Source organism: Caulobacter sp. GW821-FHT11A05, from assembly GCF_058809015.1.
Genome location: NZ_JBXASF010000006.1, coordinates 18,711 through 41,226, shown reverse-complemented (window position 1 = coordinate 41,226; position 22,516 = coordinate 18,711). Strand labels below are relative to the sequence as shown.

Genomic DNA, 22,516 nt, shown 5'->3' with positions numbered 1-22,516 from the left:
TTGATCGGGTGCGGCCCTGCTGATCCGAGGCTTGATCAGCCGAAAAGCAGGGTGAACCAGGCGGCAACGGACATAGCCGTGAATAGGTCGCCCGAAGGAAGTTCGGTGCAGCCGAATTCGAACTCGATAGATTCCACCGCAATAGAATTTCTGGACGCGTTGAAGAGGCAAAATATGATCAAGCTTTCGCAGTTTGATCCTGACAAGCGCTTCTTTTCGGACGGAAATCTTCACCCAGATATCTATGATTTCATTTACAAAGGGGAAGTTGGAAATCTTATTAACGATTCAAATTTAGTCATCCACCCTGTCGATCAAGAGGATGGTACATACATAGTTATCTACACAAGAAGGGTTGATGAAGCCAAAATTCAGAATGCAAAATTCTTGTCATCGGCTTGGCCGGAACGCTATCTCGCATGCCATTTCCGAGAAGAAAGCGGATATTGGGCATTAAAGCAAAACTTCTGCTTTGCAGAGACCGGCGGACCTTTCACGGAGTTCTAGGTTGCGGTGATAGTTCACTAATTGTGTGATAGCCGATGCTCTGCAGCAGGGCGAGAATTAAGGTGATGGTGTGGACAGCGCTCGCTAGCGGCATCTGCGTGCCATGATGAGGTCGTTAGGCATCATCAACGGGAGCACCGTCCATGGAGAAGATTACCACGGTTGGGCATTGATCTGGCCAAGAGCATCTTTCATGTCCACGTGTGAAGCCCTTTGTGCGCCGCCAGAAGAACGACGCGGCTGACGCGGCGGCGATCAGCGAGGCGGTGAGCCGCCCCTCTATGTTCCGCTCGGGCCGCGAGTTCGCCGCCTTCCTGGGCCTTTGCGCCGCAACAGTCATCCAGCGGCGGCGTCGAGCGGCTGGGCCGGATATCCACGATGGGAGACCGATACCTGCGCACCCTTTTGGTGGTTGGCGCAACCGCCGTGCTGCGCCACGCCAAGGCCAGAGACACGACCTCACGGGTCTGGGCGCGGGAAAGTCGGGACACACACCACTTTCAGCACCTCCAGTAGATCGGGGCGGGGATCAACATGAAGCGGTTGCCTCGTCCGAGTGAAGCACTTGCCGATGGCACGGCAGGTCAGGCTAACCGGCCACGTGGGCAACGAAGGTTGCTCACAAGCCTGTCCTTCGCCCGGATGACGACCGGTCTAGCCGCCCTCGGGATTCCCCCGCCACGCCCCCAAATTCCATTGACGGTTGAACCCCCGCCGCCATAGCCTCCGACTCCTACGGGGGTTTCATGTTCCATAAATTCGTCTCCATGGCGCGTCGCGCCTGCCGCGTGGCCGCGATCATGTTCGGCGTCGGCGCGCTCACCGCAGCCCTGTTCGGCCTTGCGCCAGCAGCCTTCGCCCAGACCCCCGCCGCCTCGGTGAAGATCGGCACAGCGCCGTTCATCTCGCCCACCGCCGCCAACACCTGGTACGGGGCCCCGACGACGGCGACCTACAGCCTGGGGGCCAGCTACGTCCGGCCCAATGAGATCAAGGAGCTGGCCCGGGCGCTGAACAACGATCCCGACCAGATCTACGACTACGTCCGCAACAACATCGAGATCACCTGGCTCTACGGCCTGTCCAAGGGCCCCGTGGCGGCCATCACCGACAAGTCGGGCACCGCCTTCGACCAGGCCAACCTGATGGTCGAGCTGCTGCGCGAGAGCGGCTACACCGCCAACTACCGCGCCGGCTACATCACCCTGACCCCGGCCCAGTTCCAGGCCTGGTCGGGCATCACCGACGCCAAGGCGGCCTGCCAGCTGCTGTCCTCGGGCGGCATCCCCGGCATCATCAACAACACCACCAACGCCACCTGCGCCTATACCGGCGCCATCACCAGCATCAAGATCTCGCACATCTGGGTCTCGGTGGTGATCGGCGGCACGACCTATCTGTTCGATCCGTCCTACAAGCCCAGCACCCAGATCGCCGGCATCAACCTGGCCACCGCCGCCTCGATGACCAGCGGCGAGGCCCTGACCCAGGCGACCAGCGGCGCCACCATCAGCACCGACACCAGCTCCGGCTCGAGCGTCGACTACGTCAAGGACCTCAACGGCGCCCAGCTGGACGCCAAGGTCCAGACCTACGCCGAGAACATCCAGGCCTATATCGAGGCCAACGTCGCCACCGGCGACATCGACAATGTGGTCGGCGGCCAGGAGATCGACCGCTACGAGACCCCGACCGGCGGCCTGCGCCAGACGGCGCTGCCCTACACCGTGGCGCAGCAGAAGATCTGGACCGGCCGGATTCCGGACCAGTACCGCGCCAAGCTGCGGGTGGAGATCACCAAGTTCCGGCCCTCGACCAACCTCGAGACGATCGTCGACAAGACGCTGTACGCCGACGAGATCGGCGCCCGGAAGCTGCGCTTCAACACCGTCTACGACAGCAATTTCAATCTCGACAAGAACGTCACCTTCGTGGGCGGGCTGGAGCTGGTCGACGGACAGGAGAACGTCACCAGCCTGGGCGGCTTCAGCGTCACCGCCGACATCATGACCGAGAACCCGGTGATGAGCTTCGGCGAGCTCAAACTGACCGTCGATCCGCCCTACGCCACGCCGGTCTCGGGCTCGACGCTCGACGGCCTCTATATGAACAGCGTCAAGGTGTCGGCGGTCAGCTACCATGTGCCGTTCACCATCGTGAACAGCTTCGGCGCGGTCAGCCCCGACATGGTCGGCAAATGGGGCTCCCGCCAGGACCGTAGTGTCCCGCCGACGCCGATCCCGGAGGTCGTCGGCGTCCAGCCCCATGACCGTTGCGACAACTGCCTGTCGCCCTATGTGTCCACCGCCGGCGACGGCCGGCGCGAACAGCTGGCCATCGGCTGGATGGCGCAATCCTACCGCGCCGCCGACATCCAGGCCCGCATGGCCGGGTCGATCTACCAGCACCACTATTCGGTCGGCGTGGTCTCGGCCGACACCCAGATCCGCATGGGCGAATCCGGCTACAACGGCGCCTCGGAAGTGCCGCCGTGGGAACAGGCCAACTACACCCGCTTCTTCTTCACCATCGACAGCGCCGATCGCATCGATGTCGACACCGCCTTCAGCCTGACCAGCAAGACGGCCGACGCCAACACCCGTCGCCCGGCCGTCCACGCCATCGCCGCCAGCCTGGAGGCGTTGGAAGGCAGCGTCGCCGCCCAGCAGGTCGACATGCCCGACACCAGTTCGGTGGCCACTCGTTTTGCCTGGGGCAACAAGCCGCCGGTGGCGGAAGACCCCGCCGCCACTTCGACGCCGATCGGCCGCCGCTTCTACGAGTTCACCTCCGCCAACGGCTCGGCCTCCAGCGCCCTGGTCAAGGTCGAAACCCTGACCTCCACTTCGGCCGACGGTATCCATAGCGGCCAGACGGTCGAAATCGGCTCCACCGAACTGGGCAACCGCCGCACGGCGCTGGCGACCGCCATCCAGGCCTACACCACGGCCGGCTACACGGTTGTCGCCTCGGAGGAGGCCTTCCTTGGCCCCGGCCAGCGGGCCGGCGGCTTCTTCTTGCCCAATCCGGACCAGCAAGCGAACTACAAGCACAAGGAGTCGAAGCAGCGCGGCGGCGCCTTCACGGCCACCCGCTACGAGAACGGCGAGCCGGTCGAGATCGCCAACGTCGTCGTCGGTCCCGACGGCGCCTTCAAGGGCGGCGGCGCCGGGGCGCAGCTGTTCAACCAGGCGCAATACGACCCGGCCACCGCGGCCGACGTGCTCAAGTCCCGCTTTGTCGACCGCTCGGTCGTCCTGGGCGTCGATCTCAAGACCGGCCAGGTGACCCACACAAGCCCCGCCGCCATGTCGGTCGGGACCGGAGAATTCCCCTACAAGCTCGAGGCCCAGCTGATCTGGCGCGGCGGCCAGACGCCGCAGCCGGTGTTCAACGCCACCAACGACATCAATCCCGGCGGCCCCTGGATCACCAACTGGAGCAACAGCCTGTCGATGTCGGGCAGTGGCCTGGAAGCCATGGGCGTCAGCGACGTGCGCAGCCTGGCCGGCAGCCTGGCCGCCTTCCTGGCCGCCCGCGACATCTACAGCGCCACGCCGTCGCGCCAGCGCGACGTCGCCGGCGTGCTGGTCAACAGCTGGTGGGTCAAGCAGCTGATCGGCAATGTCGTCACCGTTTCGGTCGGGGCCGACAGCCGCCAGTTCCTGCGCAAGCCCAACGGCGCCTGGCTGTCGCCCGGCGCCGCCCAGCCCTCCAGCCTGGTCGTCACCGGCGCCCGCCAGGTGGTCGAAGAGCTGCCCGGCTGCGACACCGGCCTGGTCACCGTGGTCGGCACCCGCGGCTACAACGACGCCGGCCTCGGTTTCACCGTCACCGGGCCGAACGGCGACGTGCAGAACTGGGTCTACTGGCGCACCGACGTGCCGGACGGCCAGAGCTGCTCGTCAAAGGTCAAGGGCTTCCGCCTGACCAGCTGGGCCTTCCCGCAGGGCGTCACGGTCAACCTGACCTACCAGAACTTCAACACGCTGAACGGCGAGATGCCGGCCCTGCTGTCGGTCAGCAACACGCTCGGCCGCCAGATCAACTTCACCAAGTCGGGCCTGGAGGGCTTCAGCGACGCCACCCGCACGGTGACCATCGCCAACGACGCCTTCTACGGCCCCACCGTCTTCACCCACACCGACGCGGTCGGTTCGGTGACCAAGTACGAGACCTTCAAGCTGCCCAACGGCGACTACCGCCTCAGCAAGATCTACGCGCCGGACAACATGACCGTCCCGTCGCTGCAGTACGACTACGACACCCTCGGTCGCGTGAAGGAGGCCAGGGACGCCATCGCCCTGCAGGTCGGCGGCCGCAATCCCTACAGGTTCCAGATCGCCGATGGGGTTCGGGGGGAACGGATCGACCCGCAGGTCCCGACGGCGGGGCGGTATGTGGTGATGTACGACCTCGATGGCCGGCCGTTCCGGGTGGTCGACGAACTGGGTCGCACGACGGGGATGACCTACGACGGCCGGGGGCGGACGCTGAGCTACACCTATCCTGAGGGCGATAAGGAGGTTCTGACCTACGACGGGCTGAACCGCGTCACCGAGATGCGGAAGAAGGCCAAGCCGACCTACGCCTCGATGGCTGATATCGTGGTGACGGCGGAGTATGAGACGATCTGGAACAAGGCTAAGAAGATCACCGACCCGCTCGGCAACGCCACGGACTTCACCTATTTCAGCGCAGGCAACGGCAAGTCGCTGATGGCCACCGCTTCCCGGCCGGATCCTGATGGCGCGGGCCCGCAAACGCGGCCGGTCTACACCTTCACCTACAACGCCGCGGGCCAACTGCTGACCTCGACCGACCCTACCAACGTCGTCACCAGCAACGCCTACACGGCAGGCTATTTGACGAACGCTACGCTCGACCCGACTGGCGTCAATGCGATCACAACGATGACTTACAACACCCAGGGGGACGTGGTCAGCGTTGATGGCCCTCGCGCCGACGTCACGGACGTTGGCTACGCCATCTATGATTTCAACCGGCGCAAGGTCTTCGAGATCGGCGCGGATCCAGACGGGGCGGGCAGTCTGCAGCGGCCAGCAACCAAATACACCTATGACCTACGTGGCTTGGTCACCCAGATCGAGAAGGGCAAAAGCACCGGAACCGACGGGACGGTGGTTGGTACTAACTTCACACCGCAACAGGTGGACACCAATACCTATGACCCCGTCGGCCAAGTCGTCAAACAGACCACGCCAAGTTCAGTGACCCAAATCAGCTACGATGCGATGGATCGCGTGCTTTGTACCGCGTTGCGAATGAATGTTTCTGTGTACAACGCCCTGCCGGCCAACGCCTGCAACTTGTCGACTTCGGGCGTTGCGGGGGCGGACCGAATTACGCGAACTGAGTATGATGTTGCCGGTCAAACGGTTAAAACCATTCAAGCTTACGCAACGGTAGATCAGCGAGATTATGCCGCCTATACGTATACCCAAAACGGCAAGCGAGCCACGATCACCGACTCCCGCGGTAATCGGTCAACAATACAATACGATGGTTTTGATCGGCTTTGCCGGTTGAACTACCCAACGACTACAGTTGGAAGCAATCAGTCGGCAATTCCGAACATTCTTTGCCGCGATAGTGCGACGTTGGCGCCGGACGCAGCGACTGTTGGAGATTTCGAAGAGTATCACTTCAACACTAATGGAAACCGCACTTGGGTGCGAAGGCGAGATGGCCAAGTTGTCCATTTTGGCTACGATGCGCTAGGGCGTGAAGTGCTGAAGGATATTCCGGGCGGAATATTGGGCGATGTTGAGACAGCGTATGACCCCGCTGGCCGAGTGTCCACGTCGCTGTTCGCGGCGGCGCCGACAGACGGGACAACATTCACTTACGATTCCGCTGGGCGCGTGGCTTCAGAAACGGCGTTCGGACTCACCGTGGGCTATCAGTACGACAAGGCGGGCAATCGGACCCGGATGACTTGGCCTGGCGGGACGTTCTACGGTCAATGGAGCTATGATGCGCTCAATCGCCCCTTAATCGTCGGAGAGAATGGGGTGGCAACGGTGCTTGCCAGTTTCACCTACGACGAACTCGGCCGCCGGACGAGTCTAAGCCGTGGTAACACCACGAGTACGACCTATGGCTATGATAGCATTGATCGGCTGACCAGTCTGACACACGAACTACCCGCGACGACCTACGATCAGAGCTACACATTCAATTACAGCCCGGCAGGCCAAGTTTTAAGTCGTACGACGAGCAATGCGATTTACAGCTGGACGCCGCCAGCGGCGGGAGTGCAGGCGAGCAATAGCTATGATGGGCTAAACCGCGACGCGGCGATCGTGGCCCTTCAGCCCGATTGCACCCATCCTGATGCTGGCTATGACTGTCGTGGTAACGTGGCTAACGACGGCGCGCGCCGGTTCACCTATGATATCGAGAACCGACTGGTTGCCGTCAGTGGCAGTCTCAACATGACGCTTGCCTATGACACGGTTGGTCGCTTGCGAAAGACAGTAGTCTCGTCCGTCGAGACGCGCCTGCTGTATGATGGGCCAAACCTCATCGGTGAGTATGATGCTACCAACGGCCTCCTGCGCCGGTACATTCATGGCCCTAACCCGGATGAACCACTAGTCTGGTACGAGGGTTCAGGTTTGGCTGACAAGCGTTGGCTGCATCAGGATTGGCAAGGCTCCGTCGTTGCGCAATCTGACAGTTCTGGGACCGTCACCCAGACGTATGCCTATGGTCCCTGGGGCGAGCCAAAAAATGGCGACTGGAGTGGCTCGCGTTTTCGCTACACTGGGCAGACGGCGCTCGCGGCAGTTCAGCTCTATCACTACAAAGCCCGTGCCTATGATCCGATGAATGGGCGGTTTCTCCAAACCGATCCGATCGATGCTCCCGACGACCTCAACTTCTATGCTTATGTTGGCAATGATCCGATCAATAGCGTCGATGGAACAGGACGTGTCCGAGAGATAATCTACAAGGCGGACGGAACTACCGTTGTCAGAATTCCAGTCCGTATCGTTGGCTCTGGCGTGCAGCCGGATACCTACTCAAAATTGCAAGCGGCCGCAGCGAAAATTCAAGCACCCGCAGGGGAGAGTCCAATCAAGGTCGAGATATTCGAACCTGCCGGTCCGGACATCGACCTGATCACGATGGACCTTTCACCGGGGAAAGATTTTGTGAACTACAACAATGGGCAGGGAGAGGGCGTCAATCTTCAGACCCGCCAGGGGCATATCGACTCGAGTCGGGCCGACAAGCACGAGGCAACGGTTCATGACATCCTTCATCCCGGTAGAAATGGCGCGCAAGCAGCCCAAGATAGATACACTCAAGTGAAGGATGCGGCCGGGAATGTGGTAAGTTCGGTGCCGGAGGGTGGGATTAGTGGTCCGTATAAGAATAACATTATGGCGACGACTACTGGCAAGGAGCTTACAAATGCGCAAATCACAAACGAGATTAAGCCTCAATCCGACCATTGTACGCAAACGGCGTCGACGTCATGTTAGGCTCGTCGGGGTTGTGGCTTCCTTCTTGGTTGCAGGCTCATCCGCCGCGGACATAGGCTCCCCCAACGCCAATACAATTTTTGGGAGGACGTGTGGCTACGTAGTCCCCGAAGAAATTGAAAGGATTGAACGTTCAAGTGTTGGCCGCGACCGCATTGCTACGACCACCGTCCGGTTCATCGATGGTAGTGAGATCACGCTTACCGAACGCGAAGCAGGCAATGTGATCTGTGAGCCGAGCAAAAGATTTCGTTATTATATTGACGAAAACGCATTCAAGTCTTCAGCGTGTCTCGTGAGAAACGGTGAGAGGGAAGCGTCAATAAAAGTGTCCTTGATCGCATCAGGTGCTGATCGAGAAGGGGCGAAGGCGGCGGCGCTTCGGCTTTGGTCCGTCGCGGTGTGCGAGTTCGATGCCGGCGGACAGGTTCTAATTGATAAAGTAGAACTAAGGTTGGGTCCGGCCGTTGTGCTCGACACCACCGGGCTTGATTGATCATAGACTTATGCTGTCGCCCAATGCTCATTGAGCTGAATTCGTCCGAGCGGCAGAATCAATTACAGTGACAGTGCACTAGTTGCTCGCCAACCGGAATCTGCCATCTCTGCAATCCCCGACATTCTGCGGGTTTGCGGATTGAATGGGACCCGGCGCAACTAGCTGCTTAGGCTATTTGAACGATTGGCGGAGAGGGTGTCCGTAGAACCCATATCCCGGAAAGACCCGACTATTCCCGGACAATCCCGGATAATCTTGATAAAACAAAGACATAATTGCAGTTCGGCGGACGCCCTGCCATGAGCTCCTGTAAGGCGGCAACTCCCACGCGGCGAAAATGCTGGCTTTGCTGGGGTTGATGATGGTCCGGGTTGTCGGGAAGCTGAATCCCGAGAAGGTCGCGGGCGCCCTGGCGCCAGGCCGCCACAGTGACGGCGGAAACCTCTATCTCATTGTCGAGAAGGGAGGTGCACGGCGACGGTTGTTCACCATCGGGCGGAATGGCCGTAGCAGTGGCGAACTTAGTTTTCCGGGAATGCCACGGGGTGACGCCCAACTCGACCGTTGGTCAAAAAATTCAACTGAGACAGTGGGCTAGGAGCGGTGGGTGCCGGAGGATTCGAACCTACGACCCGCTGATTGAGAGTTGGCAGCTCCCATATAGGTCTGCGCCACCGCCAAGAAGCCGCCCCATGCAAATGAAATATGTCGGCCCTTTCAGTGGTTGGCCGGGTGGTTGCAGATACAATCGCGGCTCCCACGGTTGCCAGTCGCGAAGTTGCTTTTTGCGTCCGGCGGATCGCAGGCGTTCGCTCCTGCCGCTCACCGACCGCGCGCCGACGCGCGCGTCCGCTACGCCGCCGTCTTGATGCCTGTCGGTCGATAGGCGGACGAGTCCGTCGTGAACTCTGCGTGGCCGTACCTCGCCAGGACCTTCCGCAGCTTTCGCACCAGCAGGGCGTCGGCCGCGCGACGCAGGCCTGGCGCCTGGTTGGCGATGGCAAAGGGCAGCATCCGCCCCGCGATCAACAGGCCAACCACGATGGCGCGGAGGTAATCGGCCAGCCCGACATCAACGCCCACGGCGGCGGCGCGGCGGCGCTCTCCGCCCATGAAATTGCGCATGAAGAAGACCTTGGAAAAGCTGCGCTCGAAGCTTGCGTGGAGCCGGCTGGACCAGGAGTCGTCCGCCTCGAGATTGGCGGCCATGGTTGCACGCAACAGTTCGCCACAGGTGGCGTCGTCAAAGCCCTTGCGCAGGGTTGCATGCCGCGTCGCCATGATGTCGATGATGCCCTGCGGCGTATCGGCAAGCAGATCCTCAGGCAGGCCCAGCAGATAGCAACGATAGCGACTGAGCTCGACGCGCGCCCGTTCGGCCGGCGTGAACCTTGAACGACCCCGCTGCACCACCTTCAGGGACATCAGGAAGACGCCGATCAGACCGGCCGGCATCTGATCGACCTGGGGGATGGGGACGCCATAGACGTTTGAATCCCAACGCCCCCCTCGCAACGCGTTGAAACGCACCATGGAGTGCATCAGCCGCACCATCGCGGCGGCCTTGAAACCAGGCCCAAAGCGACCAAGCGCCCCGGGCATCACGGAGGTGGTGAAGAAGCTCGCCGTTTCCTTCGTCCGCCGCGCGGCCGTCTCGCTTGAAAGCGCGCCGGTAAGCGCCATCGGCAGCGCCGAGTATCGATTCATGAAGGTCGCGATCAGGCCCCCTCTGATGATGAAGGGCGCCAGGTGCGCGAAGGCGTTACGGTCAAGCCGGGCGCCCTCTTCCACCAGTCGCATATCGAGCCAGTCCGGAAGGGTCTCCATGTCCCGCATGAAAGCGCGCAGTTCAGGGGGCGCGCCCTCGACCGCTTCAATCCCTCGGTCGCAGGCCTCAGTGAGCATGCTCACCAGTCCACGGAAGCCGTGTTGCGGCATAAGGGCGGCGTAGGCGTCGGCGACCAGATCGCCCATCAAGGTGTAGGCCTTGATACGGGCGATCCGGTCCTTGTTCGCAAGAAGCGCTGGCCGCAGCGCCGCCTGGTCAGCCCGGATGACACTTTCCGCATCGATCGAATCGACGAAACGCTCCGGGGCGGAGGAGAAGTCGACGTCCCCGTACATGACCGGCAGGCGCGTTTTTTGGCTGGCGACCTTCGCCTCAAGCTCGGCAATCGACGTCTGCATCGGACATTGTCCCGGCGCGGCCGGCCATCGGCTCGCTTTCAATAAAAGTATATCATGTGATACTCTTTGTCGAGGAGCCGGGTGACGCTACGACGATGAAGCTGCGACGAAGCTGCTTCTGGGTCTGCGGATTGTCGGGCCTTCGGACAGGGTTCGCATGGCGTCCTCGACCACCTGCCGATCATGTTCGATTTCGGCCAGCCTCCGGCGACATTCGGCAATCATCGCGGTGTCTCGAGCGGCCTCGTCCTCAACATCTCCAAGAGCCAGAAGGTTGAAGATCCGGTCGAGCGGCAGGCCGACGCGGCGGGCCAGGGCGATGAATTCCAGGCGACGGACAGCCCGTTGGTTGTAGGCCCGGTTTCCCCGCCTGTCGCGCCCCACCTCGACCAGTCCACGTTCCTGGTAGAGGCGTATGGCCCGAACCGTCAGGCCGCACTGTCGCGCGATCTGGGTGATCGTCTGGCTGTTGAGTACGGCGACGTTGCTCATGGTCGTCATGGTGTCAGGCCTCCAGGATCACGACAGCGGACAGCCCCGGTGCGCCATAGACCTGGGAGTATCCGAGTCTGGCGCTCTCGACCTGCCGGCCGTCGGCGCGTCCGCGAAGTTGTTGAACATTCTCGTAGACCTGCCGCAGCCCGGAGGCGCCGATGGGTTCGCCGCAGGCCAAGCAGCCGCCATCCGTGTTGACCGGCAACTTCCCGCCCAGTCGGGTCGCGCCGTCGGCGATCAGCTGTTCCTGCTCACCGTCGGCGCAGAAGCCATTCTCCGCCATATGCATGACTTCGGCGCCGCTCTCGGTGTCCTGAAGCTGCGCCACGTCGATGTCGGCCGGGGCCAGGCCGGCCATCTCGAAGGCGGCCTTGGAGGCGAGTTGGGTCGGGGAGGGGCCTCGTTCAATGTCCAGGGATGGGGCGAAGACCTCGAACGAGCCGGCCACGCGCGTACGCACCGCCGCGCCCCGCAGCTTCGGTCCAGCAAGACCCAGCTCGCGCATCTTGCGGTCCGACGCCAGGATCAGCGCCGCGCCCCCTTCGGCGGGGGAGCAGAACATGAACTTGGTCAGGGGGTCCGAGACCATGTCGCTGTTCAGGATGGCGTTCAGCCCGACCGGCTCGCGCCGCCAGGCGTGCGGCGTGAGGGCGCCGTTCGCATAGGCCTTTTCCGCGACCCGCCCGAGCGTCTCGGCGCTGACGCCATGCAGATCCATGTAGCGGCGGATCTTCATGGCGAAGAACTGGGTGGTCAGCATCAGACCGGTCTCGCCATACCAGCGCGGCAGGCCGGACGCTTCCGGGTTGGCGTTGAAGGCGCCGCGGGGATGCTTGTCGAACCCAAGCACGACGCCGAGGTCGAACTCGCCGGACTTGATGGCCCAGTAGCCGGACAGCAGGGCGGAACCTCCCGTCGCGCACCCGTTGGCGACATTGATGAACTGAACACCGGTCAGCCCCAGGCGTGGGAGCACGGCGTCGGCGTGGCCCGCCGCGGCGGATCCGCCAAAGGCGAACTGGATGTCGGTCCAGTCGATCCCCGCGTCCGCCAGGGACTCCCGCACGGCATGGAGGCCCTGATCCAGGCCGCTTTTGCCCTCGGTGCGGCCGAAGGGGTGGATGCCCGCGCCGACAATGTGAACGTCTGTCATGTCTTGATCCTCAGGCGGGGCGGAAGGCGTAGGTCAGGACGTCCGCGCCGGACTCGTCCGTTCGGAAGGTCTGCAGGGTGAAGACCATCGGCATGCCGATCTTGAGGTCGTCGAAATCGTCGATCTCGATCCGGCTCTCGACGATGAGTTGGCCAGGCAGCTCGATGTAGCCAACGGCGTAGGGCTTGAAAGCGCCGTCATCGCCAGGCCCGGCGTAGGGGGACTTGGGGCGGAAACGCTGCACGGTGTGCGACCAGAGGGCGCCCCTGTCTGACAGCGCCACGGGCTCAAAAAGATCCGCCTCCGCGCCCTTGGGAAGCGGAAAGACGACCTTCCCGTCACTCCGCCGTCGCCCACCCAAAAGCCGAGCCGATGGGCCTTCGCCCACGATCAGTCCGTCCGCGATGATCTTCCCACCCATGCCCGGCTCCCTCTGTCGTTGCCGATAAAAGTATACCAGTGTGCAATAATCGCCAAGGGCCCTTTCGCGCCGTCAGGCGCCGCCGGCTGGTCGGGCCTGGGGTCTGGCGCGCGCGTCAAATCTGTGTGGCATGGAGCTTGGCCGCTCAAAACTAATGCGCGTGATAGAAAACGATATTGACACATGAGCTACTTTGTCAGAGCCTCGCGTCAACGCCTGAGGGGGGCGACATCCGCTCGTGGCGATGGAGTAACGCGTTCGGACCCTGTCGGCTGACCGCCGGCGTCGGGCTCCAGATCGAAGTAACGACCGCGGAAGAGTCGGCCTTGAGCCGGCGGCACAAAATGAGCGCCTCGCTTGAACGGGGCGCGATCACAGGGGAAACACGATGCTTTCAGGCAAGCGGCAGCTATTCGGCGCGAGCGGGATTTTGACCTGCCTCACCCTTCTCGGCGCACATCCGGCGATCGCCGCCGAGGCGGCGCCTCCGCCTCCGGTCGCGGAGCCTTCGATGGAGGTTGAAGAGGTCGTCGTCACGGCGCGCCTTCGCAGCGAGGCCTTGGCGGAGACGCCCGCGGTCGTCACGGCGGTCTCTGGGGAATCGCTTGAGCAGCAGGGCATCACCACGATCTCTCAGCTCACCCAGGTGGTGCCGCTGGTGACGATCGCGAGGGGCCAGCTGGCGGACACCTTCTACATCCGCGGGATCGGCACCCAGGCCAACAATGCCGGGTTCGAGCAGTCCGTCGGCCTGTTCATGGACGGGGTCTACTTCGGCAACGGCCGCTGGGTCGGCCAGGGCGGCATCGACGTGGAAAGCGCCCAGATCCTGAAAGGCCCGCAAGGGGTCTATTTCGGGAAGAACACCGTCGCCGGGGCGGTCAGCCTGACCTCGCGCAACCCGTCGCAGGACTTCGAGGGCTATGCCCGCGTCGGATACGAGGTCAATGCCGACGAGCGGTACCTCGAGGGCGCCGTGTCCGGCCCGCTCAACGATCAGCTGAGCGCCCGCCTGGTGCTGCGGTATAGCGAGATGGAAGGGTGGTTCCACAACACCAACGGCAATGAATCGCCCTCCAGCAGTGAGCAGTTCGGCCGCTTCACCCTGCTTTGGGAACCCACGGACACCTTCATGGCGAACCTGAAGGTTTCCGCCGATCACTACGAGGATGACGGTCCGACGGCCTTGAGCCAGCTGATCAGCTGCGCGGGCCCCGGCGGCGGGCCGAGCACGCTCGCCAATGGCTTTGGCCTCACGGCGACCGAGAACTGCAAGCTCGATTTCACCGGCTCCACCAATCTCACGACGGCGGTCGGGCCGACCTTCACCGACTACGATTCCTATACCGTGACCCTCAACACCACCTGGGATGTCGGGCCAGGCAAGTTGACCTCGGTGACCGGCTACAACCGCTTCGACCTGAGGTGGCTGGGCGACTTCGACTACTCCAATGCGCCGGCGATTTTCGCCGCCGAGACGACGCGCAATACCGTCTTCTCCGAAGAGCTGCGCTATCAGACGGACTTCGACGGGCCGGTGAACGTCCTGGTCGGCGCCTACTACGCCAGCTCCGACTTCTTCCACTCGAACGACTCGCGGGTCTTCCCCACGGCCCTGCAGGGCACGGGCTGTTCGCCCGCCTGCGGCACGCCGGGCTTCACCTGGTATCGCCCCTCGACGCAGGACGGCATCACCATGGCCGCCTTCGCGGAAGTCCAATGGGAGATCACCCCGACCCTGGAGCTGGACGTCGGCGGCCGGTACACCAGCGAGGAAAAGAAATCCCGCATGCGGAACGTCTCGGCCGCCTCCGGCGGTCCCGCGTTCATTCCGCCGGGCTTGACGATCAACCAGCTCTTCCTGACGCCGCTGATCAAGTCGACCTACGAAGATGAGGACTTCTCGCCGCAGGCCATCCTGAGGTGGAAGCCCAGCGATGACGTCATGCTCTATGGCGCCTACAAGACGGGCTACAAGGCCGGCGGCTTCTCCCACGGCGCGGTGATGAACGTCGCGACCACGCTCGCCTCGCTGGAATTCGGGCCCGAGCAGGTGAAGGGCTTCGAGCTCGGCGCGAAGTTCTTCCTCCTTGAGCGCCGGCTGCAGGTCAATGTCGCGGCCTACGACTACAAGTTCGACGATTTGCAGGTGAATGCGTTCAACCCCGCGACGACGAGCTTCACCGTCCAGAACGCGGCGAAGGCGGAAACCAAGGGCGTGGAGCTGGAGGGCATCTTCCGCATCACCAGTGACCTGCGCCTGACCGGTACGATCGCCTACAACCAGGGTGAGTTCAGCGAGTTCACCGGGCAATGCTACACCGGCCAGACCGCGGCCCTGGGCTGCAACGTTCCGGTCGGCGCGGGCTTCGGACAGGACCTCGCGGGCAAGCCAACCGCCTATTCGCCCGAATGGGCTGGTCGCCTGGACCTCAACTACACCCATGAGTTCGATGGCGGATTGCGGATCATCGCCGGCTTCGGCGCGCAATACAGCGGTCGGTACCAGCTGGACCAGTTGAACCGGCCCGACCTGGCCCAACCGTCCTACTGGCGTTACGACGGCAACCTGGCGCTGACGCCCGCGGACGACAAATGGCGGCTGTCCTTGATCGGGCGCAACCTGAGCAACGAAGCCATCCTGCTTGGCGGGACCGAGCGTCCGTTGGGCGGGGCTGACCTCGTCGGCGGCGTCGATCGCAAGCGCCAGATCGAGTTGCAACTCACCTACCGGTTCTGACCGGGGCGGGAGGTGGTCCTCACTGGCCTCCCGGTCCTCGAATTCCGAGCCGAACTCTGGCGGTGGAGCGAACCCAATCGCGGTTGGGGTCTCCGCCGCCAGATTTTTTGGGGATCGCGCCCCGTCGAATATCCACGGAGGAGAGCCAATGACCCTTGCCGCGCCGCAGCCTTCAGAGGCTGATCCGAGCCTCGATACACTGCTGGAAATCTATCGGCGTACGGTCCTGATCAACCGCACGGACGAACGGTTCCGTTCGCTGCTGATGAGCGGCACGATCCGCTTCGTCTACTATCCCGTGCGCGGGCAGGAGGTGCTTTCGGCGGCGATGATGACCGCCCTGCGCCCGGACGACTACCTGGTGACCACCTATCGCGGGGTGCACGACCAGCTGGCCAAGGGCATCGACCTCAAGGAGCTGTGGGCGGAGTTCACCGGCAAGGTCACCGGAACCTGCAAGGGCAAGGGCGGCCCCATGCACATCACCGATCCGAAGACCGGCGTCATGGTCACGACCGGCATTGTCGGCTCCGGCCTGCCGATCGCCAACGGTCTGGCGCTGTCGTCTCTGCTGAAGGACGACGGGCGGGTCACCGTCGTCTGCTTTGGCGATGGCGCCTCCAACATCGGCGCCTTCCATGAGGCGCTCAACATGGCCTCGGTGTGGAAGCTGCCGGTCATCTTCCTCTGCCAGAACAATCGCTACGCGGAGCACACAGCCTACGCCGACGGCACCTCCGCCAAGCAGATCATCGACCGGGCGCCGGGCTACAGCATGACCGGCGTTCGGGTCGACGGAAACGACCCGGTCGCCATGTACAAGGCGGCCAAGGCGGCGGTTGACCGGGCTCGGGCCGGCGAGGGGCCGACCCTGCTCGAAGCCATGACCTACCGGATGCTGGGCCACACCTTCGGGGCAAACTTCAGCTACGTGCCCAAGGACCTGCAGCAGGAGGCGACCGAGCGGGACCCGGTGCCGCTGTTCGGGCAACAGCTCTTGGACCTCCAGGCGCCCGAAGCGCTCCTGACCGAAATCGAGGCCGGGGTCAGCGCCCGGATCGACGACGCGGTGCAGCACGCGCTCGCCAGTCCCTATCCCGACCTCGCCGAACTGCGCATCGACGTCCTGAAAGAGGAGATCGCCGCGTGAGCGCCGACAGCAACATCAGCTTTTCGCAGGCCATCAACCTGGCGCTCGATGAGGCCATGGCGGCGGACCCGACGGTGTTCCTGATGGGGGAAGACATCGCCGACGCCCAGGGCGGTGGCGTGTTCAAGGCGACCAAGGGCCTGTCGGAGAAGTATGGCGTGGCGCGGGTCCGCTCCACCCCGATCTCGGAGCAGGCGATCATGGGGGCCGCGGTCGGAGCCGCGATCACCGGCATGCGGCCGGTCGCGGAGATCATGTTCATGAACTTCCTGACGGTCTGCATGGACCAGATCGTCAACCACGCGGCGAAACTCCGCTTCATGTCGGGGGGGCGCACGTCGGTGCCGCTGACCATCCGCTGCGGGACGGGGGCCGGGGTGGGCTTTGGGGGGCAGCACTCCGACATGCTCGAGGCCTGGTTCGCCCATGTGCCGGGGATGAAGGTGGTGACAGCCTGCAATCCGGCGGAAGCCAAGGGCCTGTTGCTGTCGGCCATCGAGGACGACGACCCCACGCTGTTCATCGAAAACGTGGCGATGTACTCGGCTCAGGGACCGGCCCCCGCGGCGGGCTTCAAGGTTCCGCTCGGCAAGGCCAATGTGCGCCGGCAGGGCAGTGATGTGACGGTCATCTCCTATGGCCGCCCGGTGCTGGAGGTCGATGCGGTGGCCGAGGCCCTGGCGGCGGAAGGCGTCTCCGTCGAGGTGATCGACCTGCGGACGATCGCGCCCTTCGACGCGGAGACCGTCCTCAACTCCGTCGCCAAGACCAACCGGGCCGTTGTCGTTCACGAGGCGGTCAAGGCGTTCGGCGTCGGGGCCGAGGTGTCCTCCCGTATTCACGAAGAACTCTTCGGGCAGCTGAAGTCGCCGGTCCTTCGGGTCGGCTCCAAATACGCCCCGGTTCCGTTCTCGCCGCCTCTGGAGAAGGCGTTCCTCTACAGCCGTGACGAGATCACGGCGGCAATCAAAGCAACGTTGGGCTAGCATGAGCATCGAGATCAGAATTCCGAGCCTGGGCGCGGGGATGAGCGAAGGCACGTTGACCGAATGGCTGGCGGCGGACGGGGCGCTGGTCTCAGTCGGCGACCTGATCTACTCGCTGGAGAGCGAAAAGACGGTGCAGGAGATCGAAGCCCCGGGTTCGGGCGTCCTTCGGCGGATCGCGTCGGAAGGCGAAGTCTACCCGGTGGGGGAACTGATCGGCCGGATCGAGTAGCTGCTAGCGCTTCGGGGTCCGGGCCGGTTTCGCCTTGTCCTCGCCAGGCGCGGCGGTGATCTCCGCTTCGGCGGGCTTGAGGCGCTCCAGCAAATCGTCCACCCGAGGCCGGAATTTCGGGCGCAGGAAGGCGCGGACGCAGAGGAGGAAATTGGCCTGCGCCCGCAGGGTGAACTCCTGGTCCGAGATCCGGCTCGCCGCCCAGTCGGTGACGTTGGCGTAGTTGACGTTCATCAGCAGGGCGGTCAGCCGATCGCGCTCCTGGTGCGACAGCTTCAGCAGGACCTTGCCCGCCTCCGCCCGCCGGACCCAGTCGCCGGAGCCGGAGAGCGAGATGTGCCGCAGGGAATCGTAGATGCGGCGGTCGATGGTCGGCGAAAAGAAGACGCTGACCATGGCCGTCGCGTAGCGGCGCAGGCCGATGGTGCGGCGGGCGATGGCCTCGACCCGGACCAGATGGGCCTCGATATCCTCGATCGGCGGCGGCGGGGGCAGGTCCTTGAGGAGGCCGGCGAAGTGCTGCTCGATGGCGGAAGACACGATGTCTTCCTTGCTGCCGAAGACGTTGTAGAGCGTGCGCTGCGCGACGCCGGCGCGCCGCGACAGCTCCCGGATCGTGAACCCGTCGACGCCATGCTCGTCGAGCAGGGCCTGGGCCTCCGAGAGGATCCGCTGCTTGCGGTCGTGCATGAGCGGACTGGCGTACTTGCGCCGCGCGGCCAATGTCGTGGGCGGCGTCGTTTCGCCCCCCGGAATCGCTTGCTTCAAGTCCTGCACCAGCACCTTCCTGAGTTGCCCGAAATAGCACGCGTTGACGTGAGGATGTCAAACCCGGGCGGGATCGCGAGCGTTCCGCCCGCCTCCGGATCGGGCTCCGGACGGCAATGAGAGATTGACACGCGTGTTATTTTTGGCTCGGATGAGAGGAACGTCGCACCGCCTGTAGGGGCAGGCGCCTTCCCCGAAAATTCGTGGAGCGCAGCGCAAGAACAAGGATGGTCCATGGCCGGCACAGCTCGACAGATCCAGGTCGCGCGGACCCCCGGCGCGCGCGTCAGCCCTGAGGATTTCGCGCTGGTGGAGGTTCCCCTGCCGGCGGTGGGCGAGGGCCAGGTGCTGGTCCGCAACAGCTGGATGACGGTCGACCCCTACATGCGCCTGGCCTTCGTCAGCCGGCTCGGCGTCACCCCCGGCAAGCAGGTCGGCGACTGCATGCACGGCGCGGCGGTCGGGGTGGTGGAGCAGTCGAACTTCGCCGCCCTGCCGGTGGGAACCCAGGTCGTCAGCCAGTTGGGCTGGCGCGACGCCTTCGTCGCCTCTGGCCATGAGCTGCAGCCGCTGGACGATGGCCCGGGCCCGCCGAGCTGGCGCCTGGGCATCCTCGGGCTCACCGGAATCACCGCTTATGTCGGCGTCGAATATGTGCTCAAGCCGGAGGCCGGCGAGACGGTCTATGTGTCCGGCGCGGCGGGGGCGGTGGGGTCCGTCGCCTGCCAGCTGGCCAAGCGTCGCGGCTGCCGGGTGCTGGCCTCGGCCGGCTCGGACGAGAAGGTCGACTGGTTGGTGCGCGAACTGGGGGTCGACCTGGCGGTCAACTACCGGACCACCGATATCGAAACCTTCCTGCGGGGCGCCTGTCCGGGCGGCCTGGACGCCTATTTCGACAACGTCGGGGGCGCGACCCTCGACGCCGTCCTGCGGTCCATGCGGCCGTTCGGGCGCATCGCCGTCTGCGGCGCGATCTCGCAATACGATGGCGATTACCGGGCCGGTCCCGCCGACTTCTTCACCATCGTCGAGAAGGGGCTGACGGTCACCGGCTTCAATGGCGGCGTCTGGCGCCACAAGGCCCACGAGATGATTCCGGCGCTGGCCGGCCTGCTGGCTTCGGGCGAGCTGGTCTGGAAGGAGACCGTGGTCGAGGGCCTGGAGAACGCCCCCGCCGCCTTCGCCTCGCTCTTCGACGGGGCCAATACCGGCAAGATGATCGTCCGGCTGGCCGCCTGACCTCGCAACCTTCAACAAGAGGGGGATGAGGTGACTCTCACCCACGTTCATACGCCGATCCGCATCGGCGCCGTCGAGATCAAGAACCGGGTGGTCCGCACCGCCCACACCACCATCATCGGCGGCGGCACGCTCTCGGACGATCTGGTCGCCTATCATGAGGCCCGGGCCCGGGGCGGCGTCGGCCTGACGGTCATGGAGGCGATGTCGGTCCATCCGTCGTCGCTGGCCACCTTGAACATCATCGATCCGTCGCTGGCGGAGAAGTATCCCCGCATGGTCGAGCGGCTGGCGCCGCACGGGATGCGCCTGTTCCAGCAGCTGTTCCACGGCGGCCATCACGGAACCCAGATGGACGGCTCGCCCCCCTGGTCGGCTTCGGATGTGCCGAGCGTGCAGGTCGGCGTTCCCCCGATCCCGATGACCCAGGGCATGATCGACGCGGTGGTCGAGGGCTATGCGAACACGGCGCGGGCGCTCGAGTCCTGGGGCGTCGACGGCGTCGAGATCCACTGCGCCCACGGGTTCCTCATCCAGCAGTTTCTGTCGACCTACGCCAACCGGCGGGAGGACGACTACGGCGGGTCGTTCGAGAACCGCGCCCGGTTCATGATGCAGGTCCTTGAGGCGGTGCGCGGCGCGGTGTCGAAGGACTTCGTCGTCGGCATCCGCGTGGCGCCGGACCTGATGGCCGGGGGCGTGGACGTCGAGGACAATCTCCGCGCCTCCCGGATGGCCGAGGCCCGAGGCCTGGCCGACTATGTCAGCGTCTCGTCCGGCACCTTCCAGACGATGCACAAGATGATCGGCGGCATGCATGAGCCGGCCGGCTTCGAGCTGGTCACCAGCGCGCCGGTCACCGTGCCCCTGACCCTGCCGACCATGCTGATCGGTCGTTTTCGCACCCTGGAGGAGGCCGATCAGGTCATCCGGGCCGGCGAGGCCGACATGGTCGGGATGGTCCGGGCGACCGTCGCCGATCCCGATCTCGTCCGGAAGACGCTGGACGGTCATCCCGAGCGCGTCCGGCCCTGCATCGGCTGCAACCAGGGCTGCATCGGTCAGGTGTTCGGCCCGCCTGGGCGCATGGGCTGCGCGGTCAATCCCGCCGTCGGGTACGAGCTGAAGATGGGCGACGACCGGCTGACGCCCGTGGATCAGCCCAGGACCGTCATGGTGATCGGCGGCGGTCCCGCCGGCATGGAGGCGGCGCGGGTGGCGGCCACGCGCGGTCACCGGGTGATCCTGGCGGAGGCGGAAACGGCCCTGGGCGGCGCGGTCAAGCTTGCCGGCGCGGCGCCGAACCGGGGCGGCATCCGGGACATCATCATCTGGATGGAGGAGGAGATCTTCCGGCTGGGCGTCGATGTCCGCCTCAGCACCTATGTCGATATCGACGATGTTCTCGCGCAGGCCCCCGACTGCGTCATCGTGGCGACCGGCTCGACGCCCCGCCTGGACGGCATCCAGGCCAGCAACCCGGGAGAGCCGGTGGAGGGCATGGGCCGGAGCAATGTCCTGTCCAGCAACGATCTGCTTCAGGGGCTCAATCGTGACCTGGGGCGCTCGGCCGTCGTCATCGATGACCTCGGCCACTACGAGGCTGTCGCCGCGGCGGAACATCTGGTCGCCCGGGGTCTGGAGGTCACCTTCGTCACCCGCCACATCGCCTTCGCGCCGCTGGTGGAATCGGCCCTGATGACCGAGCCGGCGCTGCAGCGGCTGAGCCGGGGAAAATTCACGACGATGCTGAGGACGCGCGCCATCTCGATCGACGACACGGGCGTCGTGGTCGGACCCACCTACCTGCCGAAGGGCAGCAACCAGACCGTCCGGGTCCCGGCCGACACCGTGGTCTTCGTGTCGCGCAATCGGCCCGACCGGAGCCTGTTCAACGATCTCAAGGCGCGCGGCGTCGATGTCCGGGCGGCGGGCGACGCCAACTCGCCCCGCTTCATTCCCACGGCGATCCGCGAGGGCAACCTGGCCGGCGCCGCCGTCTAGGGCCGGTTCAGCCTCCGACCTCTCCTCCATGGGCTGTCATCCTCGGCGCCGCGCGGCTTGGCCGGTGCGGCATGGCCCGGTTATCGAAGCGGCGACCATTATACCGCCGCTGGCCGGACCCACAAAAAAGCCGGCGCCGCTCGAAGGGGCTGGAAAGCGGGCCAAAACCCCAGCGCCTGTTGGCTTTGGCGTAGGTTCAGGCGACGGGGATGTAGTCTGGGGCGTTGGTCGATCCGTAGGTCGATGGGTGGGGAATGTGGGTCGGAGAGGGCAACGCGGCGACCAACGCCTCCGAGCGGGCCCTCGGCGGCGGCCGAAAAGGCGGTGAATATGTCTAGACATATTGGAAAAGCCCAGGCGGGCGGGCGTTTCTTGGCCTTTGGCGCGTCGGTTTGAGTGAGATTTGCGCCCGTTTTTGAGGCAGGGGCATCACATATGGCCGCGCGCAGACCTTTGTGAGTTCGCCTCGGGGCGCCCTTCTCCCCTTGTGGGAGAAGGTGTCGGCGGAGCCGACGGATGAGGGGTCGCACCGGCCTCCGACACAGCCTGTCGCAACCGTCCCAGCGCAGCTGAAAGACCTATCGACCCCTCATCCGGCGCTTCGCGCCACCTTCTCCCACA

14 protein-coding genes and 1 pseudogene are annotated in these 22,516 nt (G+C 64.2%); 10 read left to right on the top strand and 5 right to left on the bottom strand.

Annotation, left to right across the window (positions count from 1 at the left end):
• Positions 1-174 precede the first annotated feature (174 nt).
• From AC1RSK_RS10450 to AC1RSK_RS10435, 4 genes and pseudogenes are all read left to right on the top strand, one after another.
• Positions 175-507, top strand: a complete 333-nt coding sequence (locus tag AC1RSK_RS10450) for a hypothetical protein (RefSeq protein ID WP_492907454.1) — start codon at positions 175-177, stop codon at positions 505-507.
• Between the two features lie 203 nt (positions 508-710).
• Positions 711-951: pseudogene (locus tag AC1RSK_RS10445) on the top strand (transposase); the annotation flags it as partial.
• A 302-nt stretch (positions 952-1,253) separates the two neighbouring features.
• The gene (locus tag AC1RSK_RS10440; RefSeq protein WP_492907453.1) at positions 1,254-8,021 is read left to right on the top strand and encodes an RHS repeat-associated core domain-containing protein; all 6,768 of its coding nucleotides are present in this window, start codon (positions 1,254-1,256) and stop codon (positions 8,019-8,021) included.
• Positions 7,951-8,517, top strand: a complete 567-nt coding sequence (locus AC1RSK_RS10435) for a hypothetical protein (protein ID WP_492907452.1) — start codon at positions 7,951-7,953, stop codon at positions 8,515-8,517. Before AC1RSK_RS10440 ends, AC1RSK_RS10435 begins: the two co-directional genes overlap by 71 nt.
• Positions 8,518-9,372: 855 nt before the next feature.
• Here the strand turns inward: AC1RSK_RS10435 and AC1RSK_RS10430 are convergent.
• From AC1RSK_RS10430 to AC1RSK_RS10415, 4 genes are all read right to left on the bottom strand, one after another.
• A complete protein-coding gene (locus AC1RSK_RS10430) occupies positions 9,373-10,707 on the bottom strand; it encodes an oxygenase MpaB family protein (protein ID WP_492907451.1) in 1,335 nt (444 codons plus the stop codon).
• Between the two features lie 87 nt (positions 10,708-10,794).
• Positions 10,795-11,208, bottom strand: coding sequence for a MerR family transcriptional regulator (locus tag AC1RSK_RS10425; protein ID WP_492907450.1), 414 nt, complete (start codon positions 11,206-11,208; stop codon positions 10,795-10,797).
• Between the two features lie 4 nt (positions 11,209-11,212).
• Positions 11,213-12,355 (bottom strand): thiolase family protein, encoded by a 1,143-nt coding sequence (locus AC1RSK_RS10420; RefSeq protein WP_492907449.1) that lies wholly within the window; start codon positions 12,353-12,355, stop codon positions 11,213-11,215.
• A gap of 10 nt (positions 12,356-12,365) precedes the next feature.
• Complete coding sequence (locus tag AC1RSK_RS10415; RefSeq protein WP_492907448.1) at positions 12,366-12,638, bottom strand: Zn-ribbon domain-containing OB-fold protein; 273 nt, start codon at positions 12,636-12,638, stop codon at positions 12,366-12,368.
• Positions 12,639-13,287: 649 nt separating this feature from the next.
• On the opposite strand from AC1RSK_RS10415, the gene AC1RSK_RS10410 reads away from it, so the two are divergent.
• From AC1RSK_RS10410 to AC1RSK_RS10395, 4 genes are all read left to right on the top strand, one after another.
• Positions 13,288-15,516 carry a TonB-dependent receptor gene (locus AC1RSK_RS10410; protein WP_492907447.1) on the top strand — a complete coding sequence of 743 codons (2,229 nt, stop codon included), beginning with the start codon at positions 13,288-13,290 and terminating at the stop codon, positions 15,514-15,516.
• 148 nt (positions 15,517-15,664) lie between these two features.
• On the top strand, positions 15,665-16,666 hold the full coding sequence (locus AC1RSK_RS10405; protein WP_492907446.1) for a thiamine pyrophosphate-dependent dehydrogenase E1 component subunit alpha: 1,002 nt from the start codon (positions 15,665-15,667) through the stop codon (positions 16,664-16,666).
• Positions 16,663-17,652 carry an alpha-ketoacid dehydrogenase subunit beta gene (locus AC1RSK_RS10400; protein WP_492907445.1) on the top strand — a complete coding sequence of 330 codons (990 nt, stop codon included), beginning with the start codon at positions 16,663-16,665 and terminating at the stop codon, positions 17,650-17,652. Before AC1RSK_RS10405 ends, AC1RSK_RS10400 begins: the two co-directional genes overlap by 4 nt.
• A 1-nt stretch (position 17,653) precedes the next feature.
• Positions 17,654-17,884 (top strand): biotin/lipoyl-containing protein, encoded by a 231-nt coding sequence (locus AC1RSK_RS10395; protein WP_492907444.1) that lies wholly within the window; start codon positions 17,654-17,656, stop codon positions 17,882-17,884.
• 3 nt (positions 17,885-17,887) lie between these two features.
• Here the strand turns inward: AC1RSK_RS10395 and AC1RSK_RS10390 are convergent, their stop codons facing one another.
• Positions 17,888-18,652 (bottom strand): TetR/AcrR family transcriptional regulator, encoded by a 765-nt coding sequence (locus AC1RSK_RS10390; protein ID WP_492907443.1) that lies wholly within the window; start codon positions 18,650-18,652, stop codon positions 17,888-17,890.
• Between the two features lie 234 nt (positions 18,653-18,886).
• On the opposite strand from AC1RSK_RS10390, the gene AC1RSK_RS10385 reads away from it, so the two are divergent.
• Both AC1RSK_RS10385 and AC1RSK_RS10380 read left to right on the top strand, forming a co-directional pair.
• On the top strand, positions 18,887-19,891 hold the full coding sequence (locus AC1RSK_RS10385) for an NADP-dependent oxidoreductase (protein ID WP_492907442.1): 1,005 nt from the start codon (positions 18,887-18,889) through the stop codon (positions 19,889-19,891).
• A 30-nt stretch (positions 19,892-19,921) separates the two neighbouring features.
• The gene (locus AC1RSK_RS10380) at positions 19,922-21,895 is read left to right on the top strand and encodes an oxidoreductase (RefSeq protein ID WP_492907440.1); all 1,974 of its coding nucleotides are present in this window, start codon (positions 19,922-19,924) and stop codon (positions 21,893-21,895) included.
• The last annotated feature ends 621 nt before the right edge of the window (positions 21,896-22,516 follow it).